This is a genomic window from Flavobacterium aestivum (assembly GCF_026870175.2).
In the GTDB taxonomy this organism is placed as follows: Bacteria; Bacteroidota; Bacteroidia; order Flavobacteriales; family Flavobacteriaceae; genus Flavobacterium; species Flavobacterium aestivum.
The window spans coordinates 1,711,541-1,729,601 of the sequence record NZ_CP113977.2 but is presented as its reverse complement, the minus strand read 5'-3'; the positions used below and the strand labels follow the sequence as shown (position 1 = coordinate 1,729,601).

At 33.7% G+C, this 18,061-nt stretch carries 19 protein-coding genes; 5 read left to right on the top strand and 14 right to left on the bottom strand.

Annotated elements, in window-relative coordinates:
• Positions 1 to 66: 66 nt before the first annotated feature.
• From OZP08_RS07595 to OZP08_RS07585, 3 genes are all read right to left on the bottom strand, one after another.
• The gene (locus OZP08_RS07595) at positions 67 to 2,064 is read right to left on the bottom strand and encodes a TonB-copper family protein (RefSeq protein ID WP_281323378.1); all 1,998 of its coding nucleotides are present in this window, start codon (positions 2,062 to 2,064) and stop codon (positions 67 to 69) included.
• 148 nt (positions 2,065 to 2,212) lie between these two features.
• The gene (locus tag OZP08_RS07590) at positions 2,213 to 3,070 is read right to left on the bottom strand and encodes a hypothetical protein (protein WP_281323377.1); all 858 of its coding nucleotides are present in this window, start codon (positions 3,068 to 3,070) and stop codon (positions 2,213 to 2,215) included.
• Positions 3,071 to 3,194: 124 nt separating this feature from the next.
• On the bottom strand, positions 3,195 to 3,569 hold the full coding sequence (locus tag OZP08_RS07585) for a hypothetical protein (RefSeq protein WP_281323376.1): 375 nt from the start codon (positions 3,567 to 3,569) through the stop codon (positions 3,195 to 3,197).
• Between the two features lie 212 nt (positions 3,570 to 3,781).
• Here OZP08_RS07585 and OZP08_RS07580 point away from each other — a divergent pair, with 212 nt between their 5' ends.
• From OZP08_RS07580 to OZP08_RS07570, 3 genes are all read left to right on the top strand, one after another.
• Positions 3,782 to 4,375: a Crp/Fnr family transcriptional regulator gene (locus OZP08_RS07580; protein WP_281323375.1), complete on the top strand. Its 594-nt coding sequence runs from the start codon at positions 3,782 to 3,784 to the stop codon at positions 4,373 to 4,375.
• Positions 4,376 to 5,608: a hypothetical protein gene (locus OZP08_RS07575; RefSeq protein ID WP_281323374.1), complete on the top strand. Its 1,233-nt coding sequence runs from the start codon at positions 4,376 to 4,378 to the stop codon at positions 5,606 to 5,608.
• A gap of 65 nt (positions 5,609 to 5,673) precedes the next feature.
• Positions 5,674 to 6,237, top strand: a complete 564-nt coding sequence (locus OZP08_RS07570) for a fasciclin domain-containing protein (RefSeq protein WP_268849019.1) — start codon at positions 5,674 to 5,676, stop codon at positions 6,235 to 6,237.
• Positions 6,238 to 6,326: 89 nt separating this feature from the next.
• Here the strand turns inward: OZP08_RS07570 and OZP08_RS07565 are convergent, their stop codons facing one another.
• From OZP08_RS07565 to OZP08_RS07535, 7 genes are all read right to left on the bottom strand, one after another.
• Positions 6,327 to 6,698 (bottom strand): group III truncated hemoglobin, encoded by a 372-nt coding sequence (locus OZP08_RS07565; protein WP_268849018.1) that lies wholly within the window; start codon positions 6,696 to 6,698, stop codon positions 6,327 to 6,329.
• Between the two features lie 101 nt (positions 6,699 to 6,799).
• Complete coding sequence (locus tag OZP08_RS07560; protein ID WP_281323373.1) at positions 6,800 to 7,567, bottom strand: ABC transporter permease subunit; 768 nt, start codon at positions 7,565 to 7,567, stop codon at positions 6,800 to 6,802.
• Complete coding sequence (locus tag OZP08_RS07555; RefSeq protein ID WP_281323372.1) at positions 7,560 to 8,273, bottom strand: ABC transporter ATP-binding protein; 714 nt, start codon at positions 8,271 to 8,273, stop codon at positions 7,560 to 7,562. The genes OZP08_RS07560 and OZP08_RS07555 overlap by 8 nt, the downstream gene beginning before the upstream one ends.
• Positions 8,270 to 9,499: a nitrous oxide reductase family maturation protein NosD gene (locus OZP08_RS07550; protein WP_281323371.1), complete on the bottom strand. Its 1,230-nt coding sequence runs from the start codon at positions 9,497 to 9,499 to the stop codon at positions 8,270 to 8,272. Before OZP08_RS07550 ends, OZP08_RS07555 begins: the two co-directional genes overlap by 4 nt.
• A gap of 70 nt (positions 9,500 to 9,569) precedes the next feature.
• On the bottom strand, positions 9,570 to 10,586 hold the full coding sequence (locus OZP08_RS07545) for a nitrous oxide reductase accessory protein NosL (protein WP_281323370.1): 1,017 nt from the start codon (positions 10,584 to 10,586) through the stop codon (positions 9,570 to 9,572).
• A 127-nt stretch (positions 10,587 to 10,713) separates the two neighbouring features.
• Positions 10,714 to 12,690 carry a Sec-dependent nitrous-oxide reductase gene (gene nosZ / locus OZP08_RS07540; protein ID WP_268849012.1) on the bottom strand — a complete coding sequence of 659 codons (1,977 nt, stop codon included), beginning with the start codon at positions 12,688 to 12,690 and terminating at the stop codon, positions 10,714 to 10,716.
• Between the two features lie 35 nt (positions 12,691 to 12,725).
• Positions 12,726 to 13,175 carry a c-type cytochrome gene (locus OZP08_RS07535; RefSeq protein ID WP_281323369.1) on the bottom strand — a complete coding sequence of 150 codons (450 nt, stop codon included), beginning with the start codon at positions 13,173 to 13,175 and terminating at the stop codon, positions 12,726 to 12,728.
• Between the two features lie 222 nt (positions 13,176 to 13,397).
• Between OZP08_RS07535 and OZP08_RS07530 the strand changes: the two genes are divergently transcribed.
• On the top strand, positions 13,398 to 13,823 hold the full coding sequence (locus OZP08_RS07530) for a DUF4890 domain-containing protein (protein ID WP_281323368.1): 426 nt from the start codon (positions 13,398 to 13,400) through the stop codon (positions 13,821 to 13,823).
• Between the two features lie 105 nt (positions 13,824 to 13,928).
• On the opposite strand, the gene hemL is transcribed toward OZP08_RS07530, so the two are convergent.
• The 4 genes from hemL to OZP08_RS07510 form a co-directional block, all read right to left on the bottom strand.
• The gene (gene hemL, locus OZP08_RS07525; protein ID WP_281323367.1) at positions 13,929 to 15,215 is read right to left on the bottom strand and encodes a glutamate-1-semialdehyde 2,1-aminomutase; all 1,287 of its coding nucleotides are present in this window, start codon (positions 15,213 to 15,215) and stop codon (positions 13,929 to 13,931) included.
• Between the two features lie 118 nt (positions 15,216 to 15,333).
• Positions 15,334 to 16,170, bottom strand: coding sequence for a glucosaminidase domain-containing protein (locus tag OZP08_RS07520; RefSeq protein WP_281323366.1), 837 nt, complete (start codon positions 16,168 to 16,170; stop codon positions 15,334 to 15,336).
• A 31-nt stretch (positions 16,171 to 16,201) separates the two neighbouring features.
• The gene (locus OZP08_RS07515; protein ID WP_268849010.1) at positions 16,202 to 17,122 is read right to left on the bottom strand and encodes a 1-aminocyclopropane-1-carboxylate deaminase/D-cysteine desulfhydrase; all 921 of its coding nucleotides are present in this window, start codon (positions 17,120 to 17,122) and stop codon (positions 16,202 to 16,204) included.
• Between the two features lie 110 nt (positions 17,123 to 17,232).
• Positions 17,233 to 17,577, bottom strand: a complete 345-nt coding sequence (locus OZP08_RS07510; protein ID WP_268849009.1) for a hypothetical protein — start codon at positions 17,575 to 17,577, stop codon at positions 17,233 to 17,235.
• 93 nt (positions 17,578 to 17,670) lie between these two features.
• Here OZP08_RS07510 and OZP08_RS07505 point away from each other — a divergent pair, with 93 nt between their 5' ends.
• The gene (locus OZP08_RS07505; RefSeq protein WP_281323365.1) at positions 17,671 to 17,847 is read left to right on the top strand and encodes a C1orf53 family protein; all 177 of its coding nucleotides are present in this window, start codon (positions 17,671 to 17,673) and stop codon (positions 17,845 to 17,847) included.
• The last annotated feature ends 214 nt before the right edge of the window (positions 17,848 to 18,061 follow it).

The window sequence follows — 18,061 nt, the reverse complement described above, 5'->3', positions numbered from 1 at the left end:
CTTCTCTCTTTTTCAAATCTCTATAAGCAGCGAATAAAGCGTATCGACAATTTCATCTTGTTTATATTACAATCCAAAATTTAAATTCAAAACAAAATTTCTTCCTTTGCTCGGAATGTTATTCCAACTTGAAAAAGTTGAATAGTAAGCATCAAAAATATTCTCAACTCCTAACCTAACATTCCATTTGTTGTTTTTCACATAAAAAGAATAACCTATAAAACTGTTTAGAATAGCATAATCTGGTGTTCTATTTTCACCATAGTACGGACTGAATTGCGATTGAGTAGCATTTCCAACAACCGCTAGGGTTGCCGAAAATCGATTTTTTAAATAATTAAAAGCGCTCGAATAACTAAACGGACTTATAAAAGGCAAATTCCTATTATTGCAATCCTTTCCATAGGCATACACCATCTGCCCTTGCCATTTTAAGGTTTCTAAAATTTGATATTCCAAATTCAAATCCATATTAAACAGAGTCGCATAATCTAGAGCTGTGAATATTTTGACTCCATTGGCTCCAATGGTCATCGGGATTAAACTAGGGTCTGGTGTGCCTACTATATAATTGGGCATATAAAAAACTGTTGCCGATAGTTTCGAACTCCATTTACTTTTTGAATAGCCAAAAGACATACTCGATTCTAAGGATTGTTCGTTTTTCAGTTCTGGATTTCCTATATAATCGTATCCATCAAAACTATTGAATAAGTAAAATCCATAACCCTCAGAAACGGATGGTGCCCGTTCTCCATATCCTAATCCCAAACCGCATTCAAAACCGCTGTGACTATAGTTATAATGGGTTGAAAAACTACCTAGAATTCTATTATTAGTAGCATTCATGTTAGGATAAAAAATCTGTAAACTTTCTAATCCAAACTGACTAGCAACTTTATTACTATGACTGGCAATACTTGCGGTAAAGAGTAAACTAGAATTCGTATTCAATACTAGGTTATCTTCCAGAAACAATCCGTAATACAAAGTCCTAACGTCTGGCCAAGTGTACATAAACATTATGTTTTCGTTTGGATTATTAGGATACATTGTCATTTCGGCAATAGAACGATTGTAGAATGAACTCACATCTGCAGTAAAATTATGTTTGCCAAAAACACCTTTTGCTTTAGAATACATTCCATATGTATCACTCCGACCCGGCATATCCATATGAATTGGCACATTAGGACGCTTAGTATCATCCATAACGTGTGTAACCGTATTGTAATACAACTTGGTTTCCCAAGATTGAATAGTGCTTGCAACAGGAACATATTCATAACTCAGAGAAGTTATCAATGCTTCTGCCAAAGAAACATCCATAGGCAAAGCGGGATATCCCACATCTGTTGCTCTATCATAAATAATTGATGCCTTTAGCATTTTATTCGCATCTAACTTAACTCCTGATGAAGCCGAAATATTAAACTTTTGAAATTGGGAAAATTCTATTTCTTTGTTATTTCCCGCAAAATAGTTATCCGCTTTTCGAAACATAAAATCAGTGTCGATATAAAATGATTTGTCTACAAAATTGACAACGGCCCCTGCAATTTTTTGATTCCCATTGGTTTCATAACCAGCATTAAAATCAGTTTTCCATCCTAAATTCGTGAAACTGCTTTGATTCTTTTTCAAATCAATAGCACCACCAATTGTAGCGCCATGACAACCTCCTTGTTGTCCCGAAACCACTGTGGCCTCAGCCAGATTTAAAACTTCTACATATGAAGTTATAGGATCCATTTTGTCTGTACAAGCTCCAAAGATTCGCATCCCATCTATAGTGATAAGTGTTCTTTCAGTCGCCATACTATTGATTATCGGTTCCCAAGCATAACCTCCTCTTTTAATCATATCTACTTTGGCAGACTGCTGGAGGTATTCATCAATAGATGCTAATGGTTTGCTTTGTTTTTGATATAGCTTTGTTTTTTTTCCAATTACAATAACTTCATTCAATGTTTTGGGAGCAATTGAGTCCTGCTGTTCTTGTTGCGCAAAAAGAGTTATTGAAATAAAGAAATTCACCAAAAGGAAAAATATTGGTTTTTTCATTGAACGAAAATATTGGTTTGTACACAATCATTTGACCCATACAAACGTTATTAATGATAGTAATCCTATCCTACTTAATTTAAAACGGATTTACAATTTTGAAAAAAGGCCAAAAATCGCAATCGATAATTTGGCCTTTTAATTCTTATTAGAATTCTATTTCAAAGTAAATACTACTTTCAGGAACCGCATCAGTAATTGCTTCCCCTTTTAGAACTTCATTATTAGCGTTCAACAATTGCAGGTTTATTTTCCAATAACCTGTCATTGTAAGTGCCAATTTGCCTTTATACGATTTACCTGCAACAGCTTGTGTCAGATCTACATTATTGGGAGAACTATGATTTCCCATGCTTGGCATTCTTGGATCTATTTTCAATTTTAAATTATCCACAACTGGAAAAGTCATCATATCCTGCATCTTAAAAATTGCCACTTCTACATCATTTACCGCAACTTTAGGCTGATGAGGTTCTACGTAGGCAACTATATATCTCATACCATCCGTACCTTTAAAAGAATTAATTCTTCTTTTTAATGAAGCTGGAACATCAATTTTAAAAGTAACTGAATAAGCTACTCCTTTGATGGTATAATCAATTTTTAAATCCCAGTATTCCGTTGCATTTTGTGCCATTTGAAAAACAAGATACCCTTCATATAATGTTCCTTCTGTAGATTTTTTTTCAATTGCCGATTTAGGACAAGAATGCGTCATAGAAGTCATGTGCATCACTGGCATCCAACTTGCTGTTGCATTTTTTACATATTCTCCCGTTGCATTATCCTTGATTCTAAAGGCTACTTCGTTGAATCCTTGTTCTAAACCACCTTTGCGCTTATATAACTCGATGGTATGGGTTGTATTTGTTACTTCTTGGAATTTGTTTAATCCTTCCAGTTCATTCACGACAGGTTCGTTAGAGTCAGAAGAACAAGATGCAATAGCAAGAATAGATAGAATAGATAGTAATAATAGAATATTTTTTTTGAATCGAAATTTCATTTTGAGTGTTTTTTATATTTTAAATTTAATGTTGATAATGTTTGACATTCTAAAAAAAAGCAAACAATTGATTCCATAAGAATTCTGCCCTTTGAAAAAATCCAAACGGTAGAAACCTAAAAATTTAAGATATAAAAATGGGTGGTCTAAAAAGATATTCCAAATGCATATTAGAATACAAATTAGAATAATTGTAGTTCATTTTTTCTTTATCTAAAAGAGATAATGAAAAAAGCGAAATAGCATTAATCTCTTGAAAAAACAACAGCTCGACAACAGGAGTATAGCCTTTTTTATCTGAAGGATCTGATTTATCATTATCATTAGCCTTGGCCAATTCTTTCATCAAATGACATTTTCCGTTACAGTGCATCATTGGCTTTGCTTTGTTTTCGCAAAGTACCATTGAAATGTATTCATAATTGACCATGTATTCTATTACCGGGAAAATTGGCTTTAGAAAAATAGCTAGAATGAGTATGAATATAAGTTTTTTCACACCACAAATATAGAACTCCACTTTTTAAAATTGCATGATAAATGTCAGTTATTTAAGTTATTTTTTGATAAGAAATTAATGATGCTCAGTATCTGCTTATTACATCACCAAAAAACATAACATGATAAAAATCATACAATTAAATTTTGTAAATTTATATTTTTATCGGCAATAAATTTGTTTTACTAGACATCTCTAAAACCTTAAAGCTTATGCAAATAGACATAGATTTACTTTTTACATGGGGAGCAGTTGCTAAAAAATACAAAAAAAACGAAGTTATTTTTGAAGAAGAAGAATCGGCGAACTTCTATTATCAAATAATTGATGGAGGAGTCCGAATGTTTAATCTAAATCTTGAGGGTAAAGAATACACACAAGGACTTTTTTGCAGCGGAGAAGGATTTGGTGAACCTCCTTTATTTATAGACGGAACCTACCCCTCAAAAGCAGTTGCCACTCAAGACAGCACTATCATAAAATTATCTAAGGACAAGTTTTTGAAAATTCTTGATGAATATCCATCCGTTCAAAAATCTTTTTTATTTCTACTTGCTCAAAAAGTATATTCTAAATCTAAATCATCTAACGAGATTATCAACCATAAACCTGAGCACCGAATTATTTCTTTTTTAAATTCATGCAAGAAGAATACTGATAACAAAGATACAAGGTTAATAATTCCGTATACGCGCCAGGAAATTGCCAATCATACCGGCTTGAGAGTTGAAACCGTAATTCGTGTTTTATGCAAAATGAATACTTGCAACAAAGTAGAAATCATCAACCATAAAATATATTATTAAATGCAGTTAAACATCAAATTCTGGCTTAAAATCTCCCTGTTAAATCTTTGTATAGTTGCTTTTCTTGGTGTTTTAATGCGCTATAAAATAGGCTTTGATTTTCCTTATTTAGAGCAAAAAAAACTTCAGCATTCCCATTACAATTTTGCCTTTTCCGGTTGGATAAGCCATACTTTAATAATCTTAATGATTCATTATCTCCAGACTAAAATAAATGGTTTTAATGGCAGCAAATACAAGGCTATAATTATTGCCTATCTTGTTTGTTCCTACGGCCTTTTAGTTAGTTACATTATTCCCAAATTAGATTTGCTTTCTATTATTTTTACTACTCTATCTGTTTTGGTAAGTTATACTTTTTGTTATCAATTTATAAAAGACCTAAAACAACTGAACAATGATTATTTGGCAAAAAAATGGTTTTGCGCTGCATTATTGTTCAATGTCTTATCTTCTTTAGGAAGCTTTTATTTGGCTTACATGATGATTAGCAAAAATATCGTTCAGGATGTCTATTTATCATCTGTATATTTTTATCTTCATTTTCAATATAACGGTTGGTTTTTCTTTGCCTGTATGGGTTTATTTTACGGTTTTTTAAATCTAAAAAAATCCGAGCATCCTTTTTTCGGAACTTTTTTTACTCTATTTGCTATAGCTTGTATCCCTGCCTATTTTTTATCTACATTATGGTTAAAACTACCGCTATGGCTCTATGGTGTTACCGTATTAGCAGCGTTTATACAAGTCGTTGTATGGTTTAAATTCATTAGTGTTTTAACAAAAACAAGAAAGGGTTTTCTAAAAGATTATGCTCTGGTCTTACGTTATATTTTAATCTTTGTTGGTCTTGCCTTAATCATAAAATTAGCTTTACAACTAGGGTCAACATTACCAACGGTAAGTCAGCTGGCATTTGGGTTCCGACCTATTGTTATCGCCTATTTGCACTTGGTTTTATTGGCTGTAATCTCATTATTTCTATTGTTTTATATTTATGCCTGCCATTTGATTTTAATTACAAAAAAAATAAAATTTGGTTTAATCTTATTCTCCATTGGAGTTTTAATAAATGAAATAATTTTGGCCATACAAGGGATTGCTTCTTTTAGTTACACGCCAATACCCTATGCAAACGAACTGTTGTTTATTACAGCTTTGATCCTCTTTTCGGGTATAGGAATCACTACTTATCATTCGCTAAAAAAAGTTAAAAACAATCCTGCTTTATGATTTCACTCATAAAATAAAAACCAGATATTTTGGTAATTTGTTCTATAAACCAAAGTATTATAATCATGAAAAAAACTATTCAATTATTATTAGTTGTTAGTTTTGTGAGCTTCTTGAGTTGCAAGCAAAATAACGACGCCAACGCTGAAAAAGCAAAAACAACAGAAAGCACAGAAACAACTGGAACCGGACAATCTGGAGTAAAAGACGACGCCTCAAACCCCAATATTGTACAGGTCGCATCTGGAAGCAAAGACCACACCACTCTTGTGGCTGCCATAAAAGCTGCCGGATTGGTTGATGCATTAAGCAATGCTGGTCCATTTACAGTATTTGCGCCAACAAATGCTGCTTTTGATAAATTACCTGCCGGAACTGTTGAAGGCTTACTCAAACCAGAGAAAAAAGGAGATTTAGAAAACATATTGGGGTACCATACCTATGTAGGAAGTTTGAAAACTGAATACATGCAAGATGGTCAGGAGTTTGACATGGTTTTTGGTGGTAAAGTAAAAATCACCAAAAAAGGAGACAAAACCTTCGTAAACGGTTCCGAAATTACGGCTTCAATACCAACTTCAAATGGAATCATTCATGTTATTGGTGATGTGCTAATGCCTCCAAAATAAAAGGTATTATTAATTCAAATACTAAATTGAAAAAGGAAGCCATCTCAACTGAGACGGCTTCCTTTTTTCAAATCTTTTTTTTCAAACAATTACTCTAATGTCTTTGTCATCATAACTGCAGCAATATTCTTTGCTCTTAGTTTGATTTCTGTAGCTCTATCACCTGCAAACAACTCATCTACTGTATCACTAAACAGCACATTCCAATGCAGAAAATGAGCTGGATTCAATTTGCTTTTCTGATGCAATTCTTTGTGTTTAAGCATCGGATTTCCTTCAAAATTACCGGTTGAGAACAGAATATTTTCCCAAAAGTTATACATTATAGGCAAGTGTTTTTCCCAATCTACTTTGGCTACATCCGAAAAAAAATAACCTATTTCAGTATCAGTCTTTATTTTATCATAAAAAACATTGACTAACTTTTCTATATCGGCTCTATTTTTTATATCTGATTTCATCCACTTAAATTTATCATTAAATACAAACTCTTTTCAACAGGATACAAGACAAAACCATCTAAATGATGCAAGACTTTCAACTACATTAATTCAACTAAGAATTATAAATCTTTATATTTAAATTTCTTTAAAGAAATAAAAAATGGAATAACTCCCCACAAACACAACAACAAGAAAGACATTATTAGCCCTAAAGTTGTACCAAAGAAATCCTTGAAAATTGCCCCTGTATATCCCATCATTGCTGATTGATCCAGTTGCAACAATATTTGTATTCTTGCTAAATCTATTGGACTAAATGCGGTTATGAAAACCATTGCTTTTTCTATAGGATAATCTGAAAGCTGAAACAGTAAGAACAAAACTATTCCATCAAAAAGCAATGCAAAATACAACCAAGTCATAATGGCTATTCCTATTCCCTTTGCCTTATCCCTAGTGATAATTGAACTCAAAAAAGCCAATGCCACGAAAACAACCGAAATCAAGCATCCTACAATAAGCATCATTGTCCCTATCCCGTTGGGAGCATTGATCAAAAGCGGTATTCCGGCTCCTACACAGAAAGCCAAAACCATAGAAAGTGACAAACCCAAAAACAAGCTCAACCAAATCTTTCTTCTTTTTATGGGTTGACTTAATAACAGCTCTATAAACTCTGAACTGTTATACAAATATATAGTTGCAAAAAGAATCGAAACCAAAGGCACTGTAAACAGAATAACGTTTAGAATCGTAAGCAAACCCTTGGCAGAATTGTCCTCTAAACCAAAGGAACTCCAAGAGAGCAGCCCCAAAATTAAGGTATACCCAATGATGATTTTATTCTTAAGAATGTCGAGCAGAATAATTTTAATGATTCTATTCATTTTTTTTCTCTTTTAATATTTTAGCAATTGCTTTAGATATTTTTTGTTCGTTAGCAGAAAGCAATAAATCGTCAATTGTTTTATGAAAATGTACTTTTCCTTCCTGCATAAAAATTATTTGCGAAATCATATCGTCAAGCTCACTCAATAAATGTGACGTAATCAAGATTAATTTTCCTTTCTCCTTTTCTTTGATGATTTTCTCTTTTAATATCTCAGAAGCCAATGGATCTAAACCCGCTGTTGGTTCATCTAAAATCAGTACATCTGGATTGAACAGGAAGGCCAATGTGGCACTCACTTTTTGGGTAGTTCCTCCCGAAAGGGTTCGCATAGGTTTATCAAACATTTTTTCCAGTTCAAAATCTTTAATCAGATCTTCGTCTAATTCTTGATTTGAATTGCGGATTTTCTTCATCATTTCGATAATTTGACCAATGGTCATATAATCCGGATAACGTCCCATTTGTGGCATATAACCAATATTCTCACGGTATCTGTATTTACCTAAAATAGATTTTTGATCAAATAAAACATCTCCTTTAGACGGAATGACCATCCCCAAAACACTTTTTATTAAGGTTGTTTTTCCACAACCGTTTGGGCCAATGAGTGCAATACATTCGCCACTATTGAAAGTTAGGTTGATGTCATTTAGAACTTCTAACTTTCCAAATTTTTTACTAATATTTTTTATTTCAATCATAAAGACAAAGAATGCATTAATGGGGTTTCATCCACAAAGTTATCGGGAGTGATACTGGGTAATATTTTTTCTGATTTATCTAAAAGCGTAATCATAAAGCTTCTAAAAAGTAACATCGCTGAGGGGTTATTTTCCGTAAGTACAGCAAATAAACTCAATGGATGATAATGAACATCTCCTACTCCGTTCTTATCTAAATCATAACCTTCATATTTATCCCAATAATTACTATTGAAAGTATTAAGGACTAAACTCCCGTTGGTACTAATATCAAAAGTGTTCCCAACAAAATTATTGTTCTTGATTACATTATCCATGCAACTGGCCTGAATTTTCATGCCCCAACCATTGGCTTCAAAAATATTTCTTTCTATAAGAATTCTACTCGTCCCTTCCATATGAATCCCTGATGTGTTCTTGATAAATTTATTGCCACTGATATAGCTATCCGAGATTTCTTTTAATAATAATCCATAAGCGGCATCACCCCAGTTTTCTTCAAAATAATTATTAAACATCTTTACCCTTCTGGTAAACATAACTGCTACTCCGGCACCATTGTTTTTGAAAACATTTGAAATATAAGCATCATCATTAGAAAACATAAAATGCAAACCGTAACGAATATTTTTTACCGAAATATTTCTCCAGATTACAGAATTGGTGACAAACTCAAAATAAATTCCATCACGATGACCAGAAACTGTATTGGCTGTAATTTGAAGGCTATCACTTTTCCAGCAATGAATCCCATTACCTATGCGTTGCTCTTCTTTTCCGTAAGCTCTTATTTTGTTATTCTTTACGATGCAATTCCTTCCGTTTTGGATATAAATTCCAAAGAAATTATTATCCAGAATGTTGTTTTGAATGGTAACATGGTTTTTATTGTAGACTTTTATTCCGCAGGGATCTTCGAGTGTTGCATAACCGGATTTTATTATTTTGAAACCATCTACAATTACACCATCAGATTTTACAGAGAGGACTTCATATTTCTTTTGACCGTCCAGTATCGGATAACCTATCCCTAAGAAAACAATCTTTTTATCGATAACTATATTTCCTTCTCTATACAATCCTTTATGGACCAAAACGGTATCACCAACTTTGGCGATGGCGATGGCTTTTTTTATCGATTTTATGGGTTTATTCACTCCAACTTCAACTACGTTGGCTTTAAGCAATGTGGAAATAAGAAGAATGAAATAGAAAATATTTTTCATGTACTGATTGAAAAATTATATTTATTGAATAAAGATTTTACCTAGTTAACTAACTGGTATGCTCTTTACATTATTTATTATAAACTACATCCCAAAGTATTGATTTAGCATTAAATTTTGGCTGTATTGCTGCAAGTTCATTCTTGGATGAGAATGCGATAATTCCTCCTCTCATTGGACTATGAATCATTTCTCCCGAAAGAAAAAAAGCAGTCTCTGCAGGAATTAAAACATTTTCTTTAGTAAAATCATTTACGTAAAACACTTTCATTTTTGTATCCTGGTTTGCTTTACAATAATTGACCATACACTGAATATCATCAAATTTATAAACTCTCCCTTTTTGGGTAATCACTTCTGCCCCAAACTTACCATCGGCAATGCTCATTTTACAGAAATCACAATTATCTTTATTTAATTCCAAAGGAACTGCATTGTAATTAGTACATGAAAAAAGAGTAAATGATAACAGAAACAATAAAACTGGTCCTATATTCGGTTTTCTAATACTACGGATCCATTGATTTTCTTTTACCAAAATACCAAAAAGTAAAACTCCTGCAAGAATCAACATCCATCCGCCAACATCCGGAATAGAAAAGGCTCCAAAATTCAACAGTTGCTTATATCCAATCAAGGGTGGCTGATAAGCCATTCCAGGTACAACAATCGCTGCATTAGGATTCAGATTATGTCCATACTCATAGTTCCATCTATAAAAATCACAAGCTGCTAAAATTCCAAAAAGGACAAACGAAACAAAAAGTATAATCACCCCTTTGCGTTTGGCTATAAAGATCATGGCCAAAGTAAATAATCCAAAAAAAATAAATACGTAAGGCAATATCGAAAATTCAACAAAATCTTCGGTATGCAAGGTTTTCATCCCTATATAATGATTCAATCCATTGATGATATCTACATCTCCGGCAATTTTATTGGCATGCAATTGTAATACTAATCCTTCTGGATATTGAGGCGCAGTAAGTTCAATTCTCCACATTGGGAACAACAAAGAGAAAAAAAACAAGGCGCTCACTATCAAAAGAATCACTTTTGAAAATAAAGATATCTTTAAAGTTTTCATAATTTATTTCTTAATATAAAATTGACATAAAAAATGAACCACTAAGCAATTAAGCAGATTAAGATTGTGTCACTTAAAATTCTTAACTTCTTAATGGTTCAAAAACATTAATTTCAACCTTAATATACTATTTTGCTGCTGGCAAATTTGTACCTATACTAAAAGTTAACGGAACACTACTTCCTGCTGGAGATACCCTTGCATAACCTTGCATTTCCTGATGCAATGCGCTACAGAAATCTGTACAATAGAATGGGAATATTCCAGTTTTCTTAGGAATCCATTTTAGGGTACAAGTTTCACCAGGCATAATCAGTAGTTCTCCATTGTCTGCTCCTTTGATGGCAAATCCATGAGGAATATCCCAATCCTGCTCTAAATTAGTAACATGGAAATACACCTCATCACCTAATTTAATTCCCTCTATATTATCTGGTGCAAAGTGAGAACGAATTGAAGTCATATAAACGTGAACTTTATTACCCTCTCTTACAATTTTGGATTCTTTTTCTCCTTTTGTAACATAAGGATGTTTGTTTTCTTCAATTTTATAAATTTTCAACTGTCCATTATTTCGAATCAAATCAGCTGGTGCTGCTTGAGCATAATGAGGCTCTCCAATGGTTGGGAAATCTAATATCAGTTGCATTTTATCACCACTAATATCAAATATTTGAGCACTTTGTGCTAATTCTGGTCCAGTTGGCAAATAACGGTCTTTTGTAATTTTGTTGTAGGCAATCAAGTATTTTCCATAAGGTTTTTTACTGTCTCCTCCAGGAATACAAAGGTGTCCAACTGAATAATACGTAGGAACTCTATCTAACACTTTTAATGATTTGATATCCCATTTAACAACTTCAGAAGAAACGAAGAATGTAGTATATGCATTTCCTTTTCCGTCAAATTCTGTATGCAATGGTCCTAAACCTGGTTTTTGTACTTCGCCATGTAAAGCAGCTTCGTATTTAATAACCGGAATTCCGTCATACTCACCATCAAACTGTTTGTTTTTAATGGCATTTTGCAATTTATCAAAACTAAATACCGGAATTAAGGCTGCTAATTTTCCACTACCCACAATGTATTCCCCTGTTGGATCCACATCACAACCGTGAGGCGATTTTGGACAAGGTATCATATAACAAATATCTTTGAAATCTTTAGAATCAAGAACTAAAACCTCATTTCTTGTTTCAGATTTTGCAGTATGTGTTTTCTCATCATAAATGTTGTGAACATATTTTGTAGCCACTTTTTTCCCTTTACCAGCTTTGATGTATTCCTCAGCTTTTTTCCAGTTTACAGCCATGATAAAGTCTTTGTCTTTTTGAGAAGCATTTACTTCTAGCAAAGTGTTAGCCTGTTCTGTATTGTAGCAAGAGAAGAAAAACCAACCGTGAGATTTTCCTTTACCAGCATGACTCAAATCGAAATTCACACCCGGAGCGGCAATTTGAAAAGCAATATCCATTTCACCCTCTTTCCCTACTTTTACAAAACTTAAATAGCCTTTAAAATTTTGTTTATAGGTATTAATTGGCACATCTCCATTTACATTATCTGGCGGAACACTAAAACGGGTACCTGCCACTACATATTCTGTATTCTCTGTAATAAACGGAGAGGAGTGGTTCCCTGCACTGTTAGGCAATTCAATAATTTCCTTTGTAGTAAACGTTTTTAAATCGACACGTGCAATACGAGGAGTATTATTGGCATTGGCAAAAAGCCAACGTCCATCTACTTCACCATTTGTTTGAGATAACTCCGTATGGTGTTGATCATCCCATGGCACAAACCCGTTAGAAGTATTTAGCATTGGTTTAGTTTCTTCATTGTATCCGTAACCACTTTGAGGATCCGCAGAGAAAACCGGAATTACTCTAAGCAATCTTCCGCTTGGCAGACCATAAACGGAAACCTGACCGCTAAATCCACCTGACACAAAATTATAAAACTCATCGTATTTACCTGGCGCAACGTATGCTTTTTGAGCTGCATCACCACTTACTACATCATTAGAGTCTTTAGGCTTACATGAACTAAAAAAAGCAGCAACTAAAGCTAGAGCTAAAGTTCCTTTCAAAAATTTATTTTTCATTATATGTTCTGTTAGTTGTTATTCTATTTTCTAACCTATTTTACACCATCATTTTGACGCATATACTCCAATACATGTCTTGCATCATCATCACTTAAAGATTGATTTGGCATACGCATTAGACATATTTCTAATTGTGCCTGAAGTTTTGGATCTTTGTCAATCATAGGGTCAGGATTTGTGATAAAATTCATAATCCATTCCGGTTTATGACGAGAAGTAACCCCTTTCCATCCTGGACCGACTAATTTTTCATCTGTTAGCTTATGACAAGAAGAACATTTTACGGTCTGAATTTCTTCACCTTTTTTTGCCATAGCCACATCAAGCTTATCGCCTAAATCAACTGTTGTAAATTTTCCTAATCCTCTATTTGGATCGTAGGTTGACGGATCAACTGCTTCAGTTTTAGTTGCTTCTTCTGAAGTGGATTCTTTCGAAGAATTATCTGTGGATTTACTTTTATCCCCACAAGAAATTAGCATTAACAGGGCAGCTGCAATAAATGATAATTTATACATAATGATTTGTTTTTAAAATTTCTAAGACAAATTTCAGAAAACATTAACAATCAGAATATGATTATAATCATAGTTTTATCATTTTTAAATCGTATTTTAATCGGGAAAAATCAAACTTTCATTAGAGAATTAAACCTTTTAACATTCTGATTATCTAACAGGTATAACAACTTAAAAAAAACAAACATGAAAAAATTAATTATTGCCTTAGTATTCGGAATGGGGTTAACAGGATTTGCTCAGGAAACCACCACAAAACCCAACAGAGCCGACATGGAGAAAATGACTCCTGAGCAACGCCAACAAAAACATTTGGCTCATCTAACCAAAGAATTGAATTTGGATGCTAAACAACAAGAAGCCGTAGGTAAAATTTTAGCTGAGAAAAGCGCAAAGGCTCAAGATGCAAGAACTCAAAGAGAGGCACGTAAATCTAGCGGAGATAAAATGACTCCAGAAGAAAGAACAGCATTTAAAAATACTTTACAAGCTGAGAAAGCAGATACCGAAGCTAAAATGAAAGCTATTTTATCAGCCGACCAATACCAGAAATGGATGACCATGAGAGAAGAAAACAAAGAAAAAATGAAAGAAAGAAAAAGAGGAATGTAAAAAATAATTCCTATCAAATCCTTTTTGACCTCAAGCAAAAAATCCACTAATTTACCCAAACCAATTGGCGTAATTTAGTGGAATTTTTATTTTATTATTGAATACTTAGAACGTTTTAGAAACTTTATCTATTGCCTGAATAGTAAAATCTAAATCTTCATAAGTTAATGCATCAGTGATAAACCAAGTTTCATAGGCTGATGGTGCGATATAAACACCTTCGGCAACTAATCCATGGAAGAATTTCTTGAAGGTTTCATTATCTCCATTTGCAGCAGTTTGAAAATCAGTTACTGGATTTGCATCAAAGTGAACTGAAATCATCGAACCAACTCTATTAATAGTAAAGACAACATTATTGGCTTTCAATACTCTTTCGATACCTGCACCTAAATAAGCGGTTTTCTCTTCCAGTCTCTTAAAAATTTCACGATCATTATCTAATGCCTGCAACATCGCTAATCCCGCTGCCATAGCCAATGGATTCCCTGATAAAGTTCCTGCTTGATAAACAGGTCCCAATGGTGCCAAGTAATTCATAATTTCTTCTCTTGCGGCAAAAGCTCCAACTGGCAATCCTCCTCCAATTACTTTTCCGAAACAAACAATATCTGCATTGATATTTAATAGCTCCTGTGCTCCACCTCTTGCTAATCTAAAGCCGGTCATTACCTCATCAAAGATTAATAAAATTCCGTTTGCTGTACACAACTCACGCAATCCTTCTAAAAATCCTTTAACTGGAGGAATACATCCCATATTTCCAGCAACTGGCTCAATAATTATGGCTGCAATCTCATCTTTGTTCGCTTCGATTAAAGTCTTTACATTCTCCAAATCATTGTATTTAGCAAGCAAAGTATCTTTGGCAGTTCCTGCAGTTACACCAGGACTATTAGGAGTTCCAAAAGTCACAGCACCACTTCCCGCCTGAATCAAAAACGAATCAGAATGTCCGTGATAGCATCCTGCAAACTTTATAATTTTATCTCTTTTGGTAAATCCACGAGCTAGACGCACTGCACTCATACAAGCCTCAGTCCCTGAATTTACAAAACGGATTTTATCGATATTAGGCACCATAGATACCGCTAAAGCTGCAATTTGAGTTTCTAGTTCCGTTGGCATCCCGAAAGATGTTCCAAGTTTAGCTTTCTCAATTACGGCTTGTACAACTGGCTCGTAGGCGTGACCCAAAATCATTGGTCCCCATGAATTGATATAATCGATCAATCGGTTTCCGTCTTCATCAAGCATATAAGCTCCTTTGGCACTTTTTACAAATATTGGGGTTCCTCCCACGGCTTTAAATGCTCTTACTGGTGAATTTACTCCCCCTGGGATTACTTTTTCTGCTTCAGCAAAAAGCTGACTACTTCTTTGGTATATCATTATGATTTATGATTTTAAATTTTTGACTTTCTTAGATTATTAGATTGTTAGACTTTGGGATTATTGGATTTTTATATTTTAAAAACCAATAACTGAAAACCGATAGATAACCAATAACTTACTTCACGATTAGCTTCTGACCAATCGAAAGGGTGTTCTCTGTTAGATTATTTTTCTGTTTTAATTCGTCTACCGTTAAATTAAACTTTCTCGAAACGGAATAAAATGTATCTCCTTTTTGAATTTCATATAAACTCGCTTGATCTACATTAAAATTGTCATTAAGCAATACTTTTGCCTCTTCTTTTGCAATTTCTTTTCCTAGAACTTTGGCATCATATTGACCTAAATTGTATGATTCAATATAACTTATTAATTTTTCAGGATATTTAGGATCTGTAGCATATCCCGCATCTTTCAAGCCTTTTGCCCATGCTTTGTAATCTCCTTTAGGCAATGTAAACAAACTGGAATATCTTTTTTTACCAGTCAATACCATAGCGTGATCCTGATAGGATTCAGAAGCTTGATTGTATTTTCTAAAACATTCCTGAAGTGAATCATCATCTTTATAAACCTTGCCTCCTGTCCAATCATTATGGCATTTGATACCAAAATGATTGTTGGCTGTTAATGCCAAATCTCCTTTTCCCGCTCCTGATTCCAAAATTCCCTGTGCCAAAATAATACTGGCTGGAATCCCATATGTTTTCATATTTCCCATGGCAACAGAACTGTATTGAGCTATGTAAGCTTTGATCAATTCATTAGTTGTCATTGTTTTTGAAGTCGTAATTGTATTAGAATTAGACCCGCTTGTTACCGGCTTGTCATTTTGTTTTGTCTTAGAGTATTTCCAGTTTACAGGCTGTTTTGTAGTAACGATAACTGGTTTTGATGAACCACATCCTATTATGGTTCCGATTAGAAGGAGTAAAAATATTTTTTTTAACATAAGGCAGTATTTGGGCGTTATATTCTTATCGTTATTGAACGTCAATCAATGTCTTGTTTTTCTTTTTCAAAATCACATTCATCCCTTGGATTCCTTGTAATCCGCCGGTATGAATCAATAAAATTTTGGTATTATCCGGGAAATAATTTTTTTGAATTAAATCTATAACTCCAAAAACCATCTTTCCGGTATAAATAGGATCTAATGGCACTCCTGTTTGTTTGTAAAACTGATTTATAAACAGAATCAATTCTTCATTTACCTTTCCGTAGCCTCCAAAATGATAGTCAGTAATTAGTTCCCAATTTTTGTTGGTGGCAAATTTACGAATTTCATCTTTTAAAAAGTCTCCTTTTAATGCAGGAAATCCCAAAACTTTTTGATGGGGCAATGCACTGTTGATTATCCCCGAGATGGTTCCGCCTGTTCCTACCGCACAGCATACATAATTAAACTTAGCATCTTCCTCGGTCAATATTTCTTCGCAGCCTTTTATGGCATATTCATTGGTACCTCCTTCCGGAACAAGATAAAACGTCCCGAATTTCTGTTGCAGATTCACTATAAAATCCGGTTCGGCTTTGAACCGATACGCTTCTCTGGTCACAAACTCGAATTGCATGCCACATTCTTGGGCAAACTGCAAGGTTGGGTTTTCTGTAATTTTATCGCCCAATTCCTCTCCTCGAATTACACCAATGGTTTTAAAACCCTGTTCTTTCCCTGCATAGGCAACCGCCGCAATATGGTTAGAGTAAGCGCCGCCAAAAGTCAATATTGTTTCCTTATTTTCGGCTTTTGCCTGAAGTAAATTATACTTTAATTTCCTGAATTTATTTCCCGATACAAAGGGATGAAGCAAATCTTCCCGCTTAATTTCGAGGGAAATTCCGTTGGGTAATTCAAGTGTTATTTTCTGGTTCAAAATGTATGAGGTATTTTTTATTGTCATTAATCAGGGGGAAATTGCACGCAGATTTATTTCGGTTATTTTTAATTTTAAATCTCTAAAACATTCTAAGTTTTTTAAACTTTCAAACTCTTAAACCTTTAAACCCTTAATTAAACTTTCTCATTCCCTTTCAAATAGTTCAAAAATCGAAAAAGTGGTCTCGTTTTAAGATAGTCCAAATGAGATTCATTGGCGTAAGCTTCTCTTTCAAAACTGATATTTCTATAGGCTAAACCGGCATTTTTATATTGCAACAAACGTATCGCATATTCTACAAAATACCAAACAAAAAAGGGCAATACCAGTAGTTCCAATTGCTGCCGGAGGTGTATTTTTTCGTGATGGATCAATACTTCATTATTGGAGTCAGGCTGATACTTTACAATCACAAAAGGAAAGACTGTTATCCCACTATATCCTTTAGGAATTAAATATTTGGCAACAATAACAAACATTGGTTATAAAATTTATAGATTTGTACAGGCAATTTAGTCCAAATAAAAGAAAAATACAATCGCCTAGTAGCGAATTTCAAGCATAAAAACAGAATGGCTGAACAAGGTAATGAAAATAAACTAATAGAAGGCGAAGATTTTTATTACACGCCCGAAGGATACAAATGCTTTACCGAAAAATACCATTTAAAAAGAGGGTATTGTTGTAAAAGTGGTTGCCGTCATTGCCCTTATGGGTTTGATAAGAAAACAGGACAAATCAAAAAGTAATTTTCCTTAGGTAACAGAACACAGAATTTAGATTTCAGGTTGCAGTATTTTTTAAAAAATCATAAAAAATCCAATAAAAGTAATGGACATCATTTCTTTAAAATATAGAATTAAAATTCATAAGTCCTACCACAGGTCGGATATACGGTATCCTTAGTTTCTCATTTTAATTAAAAAATGATTATTCGCTTTTTAGATTATTTTCGACTGTTCG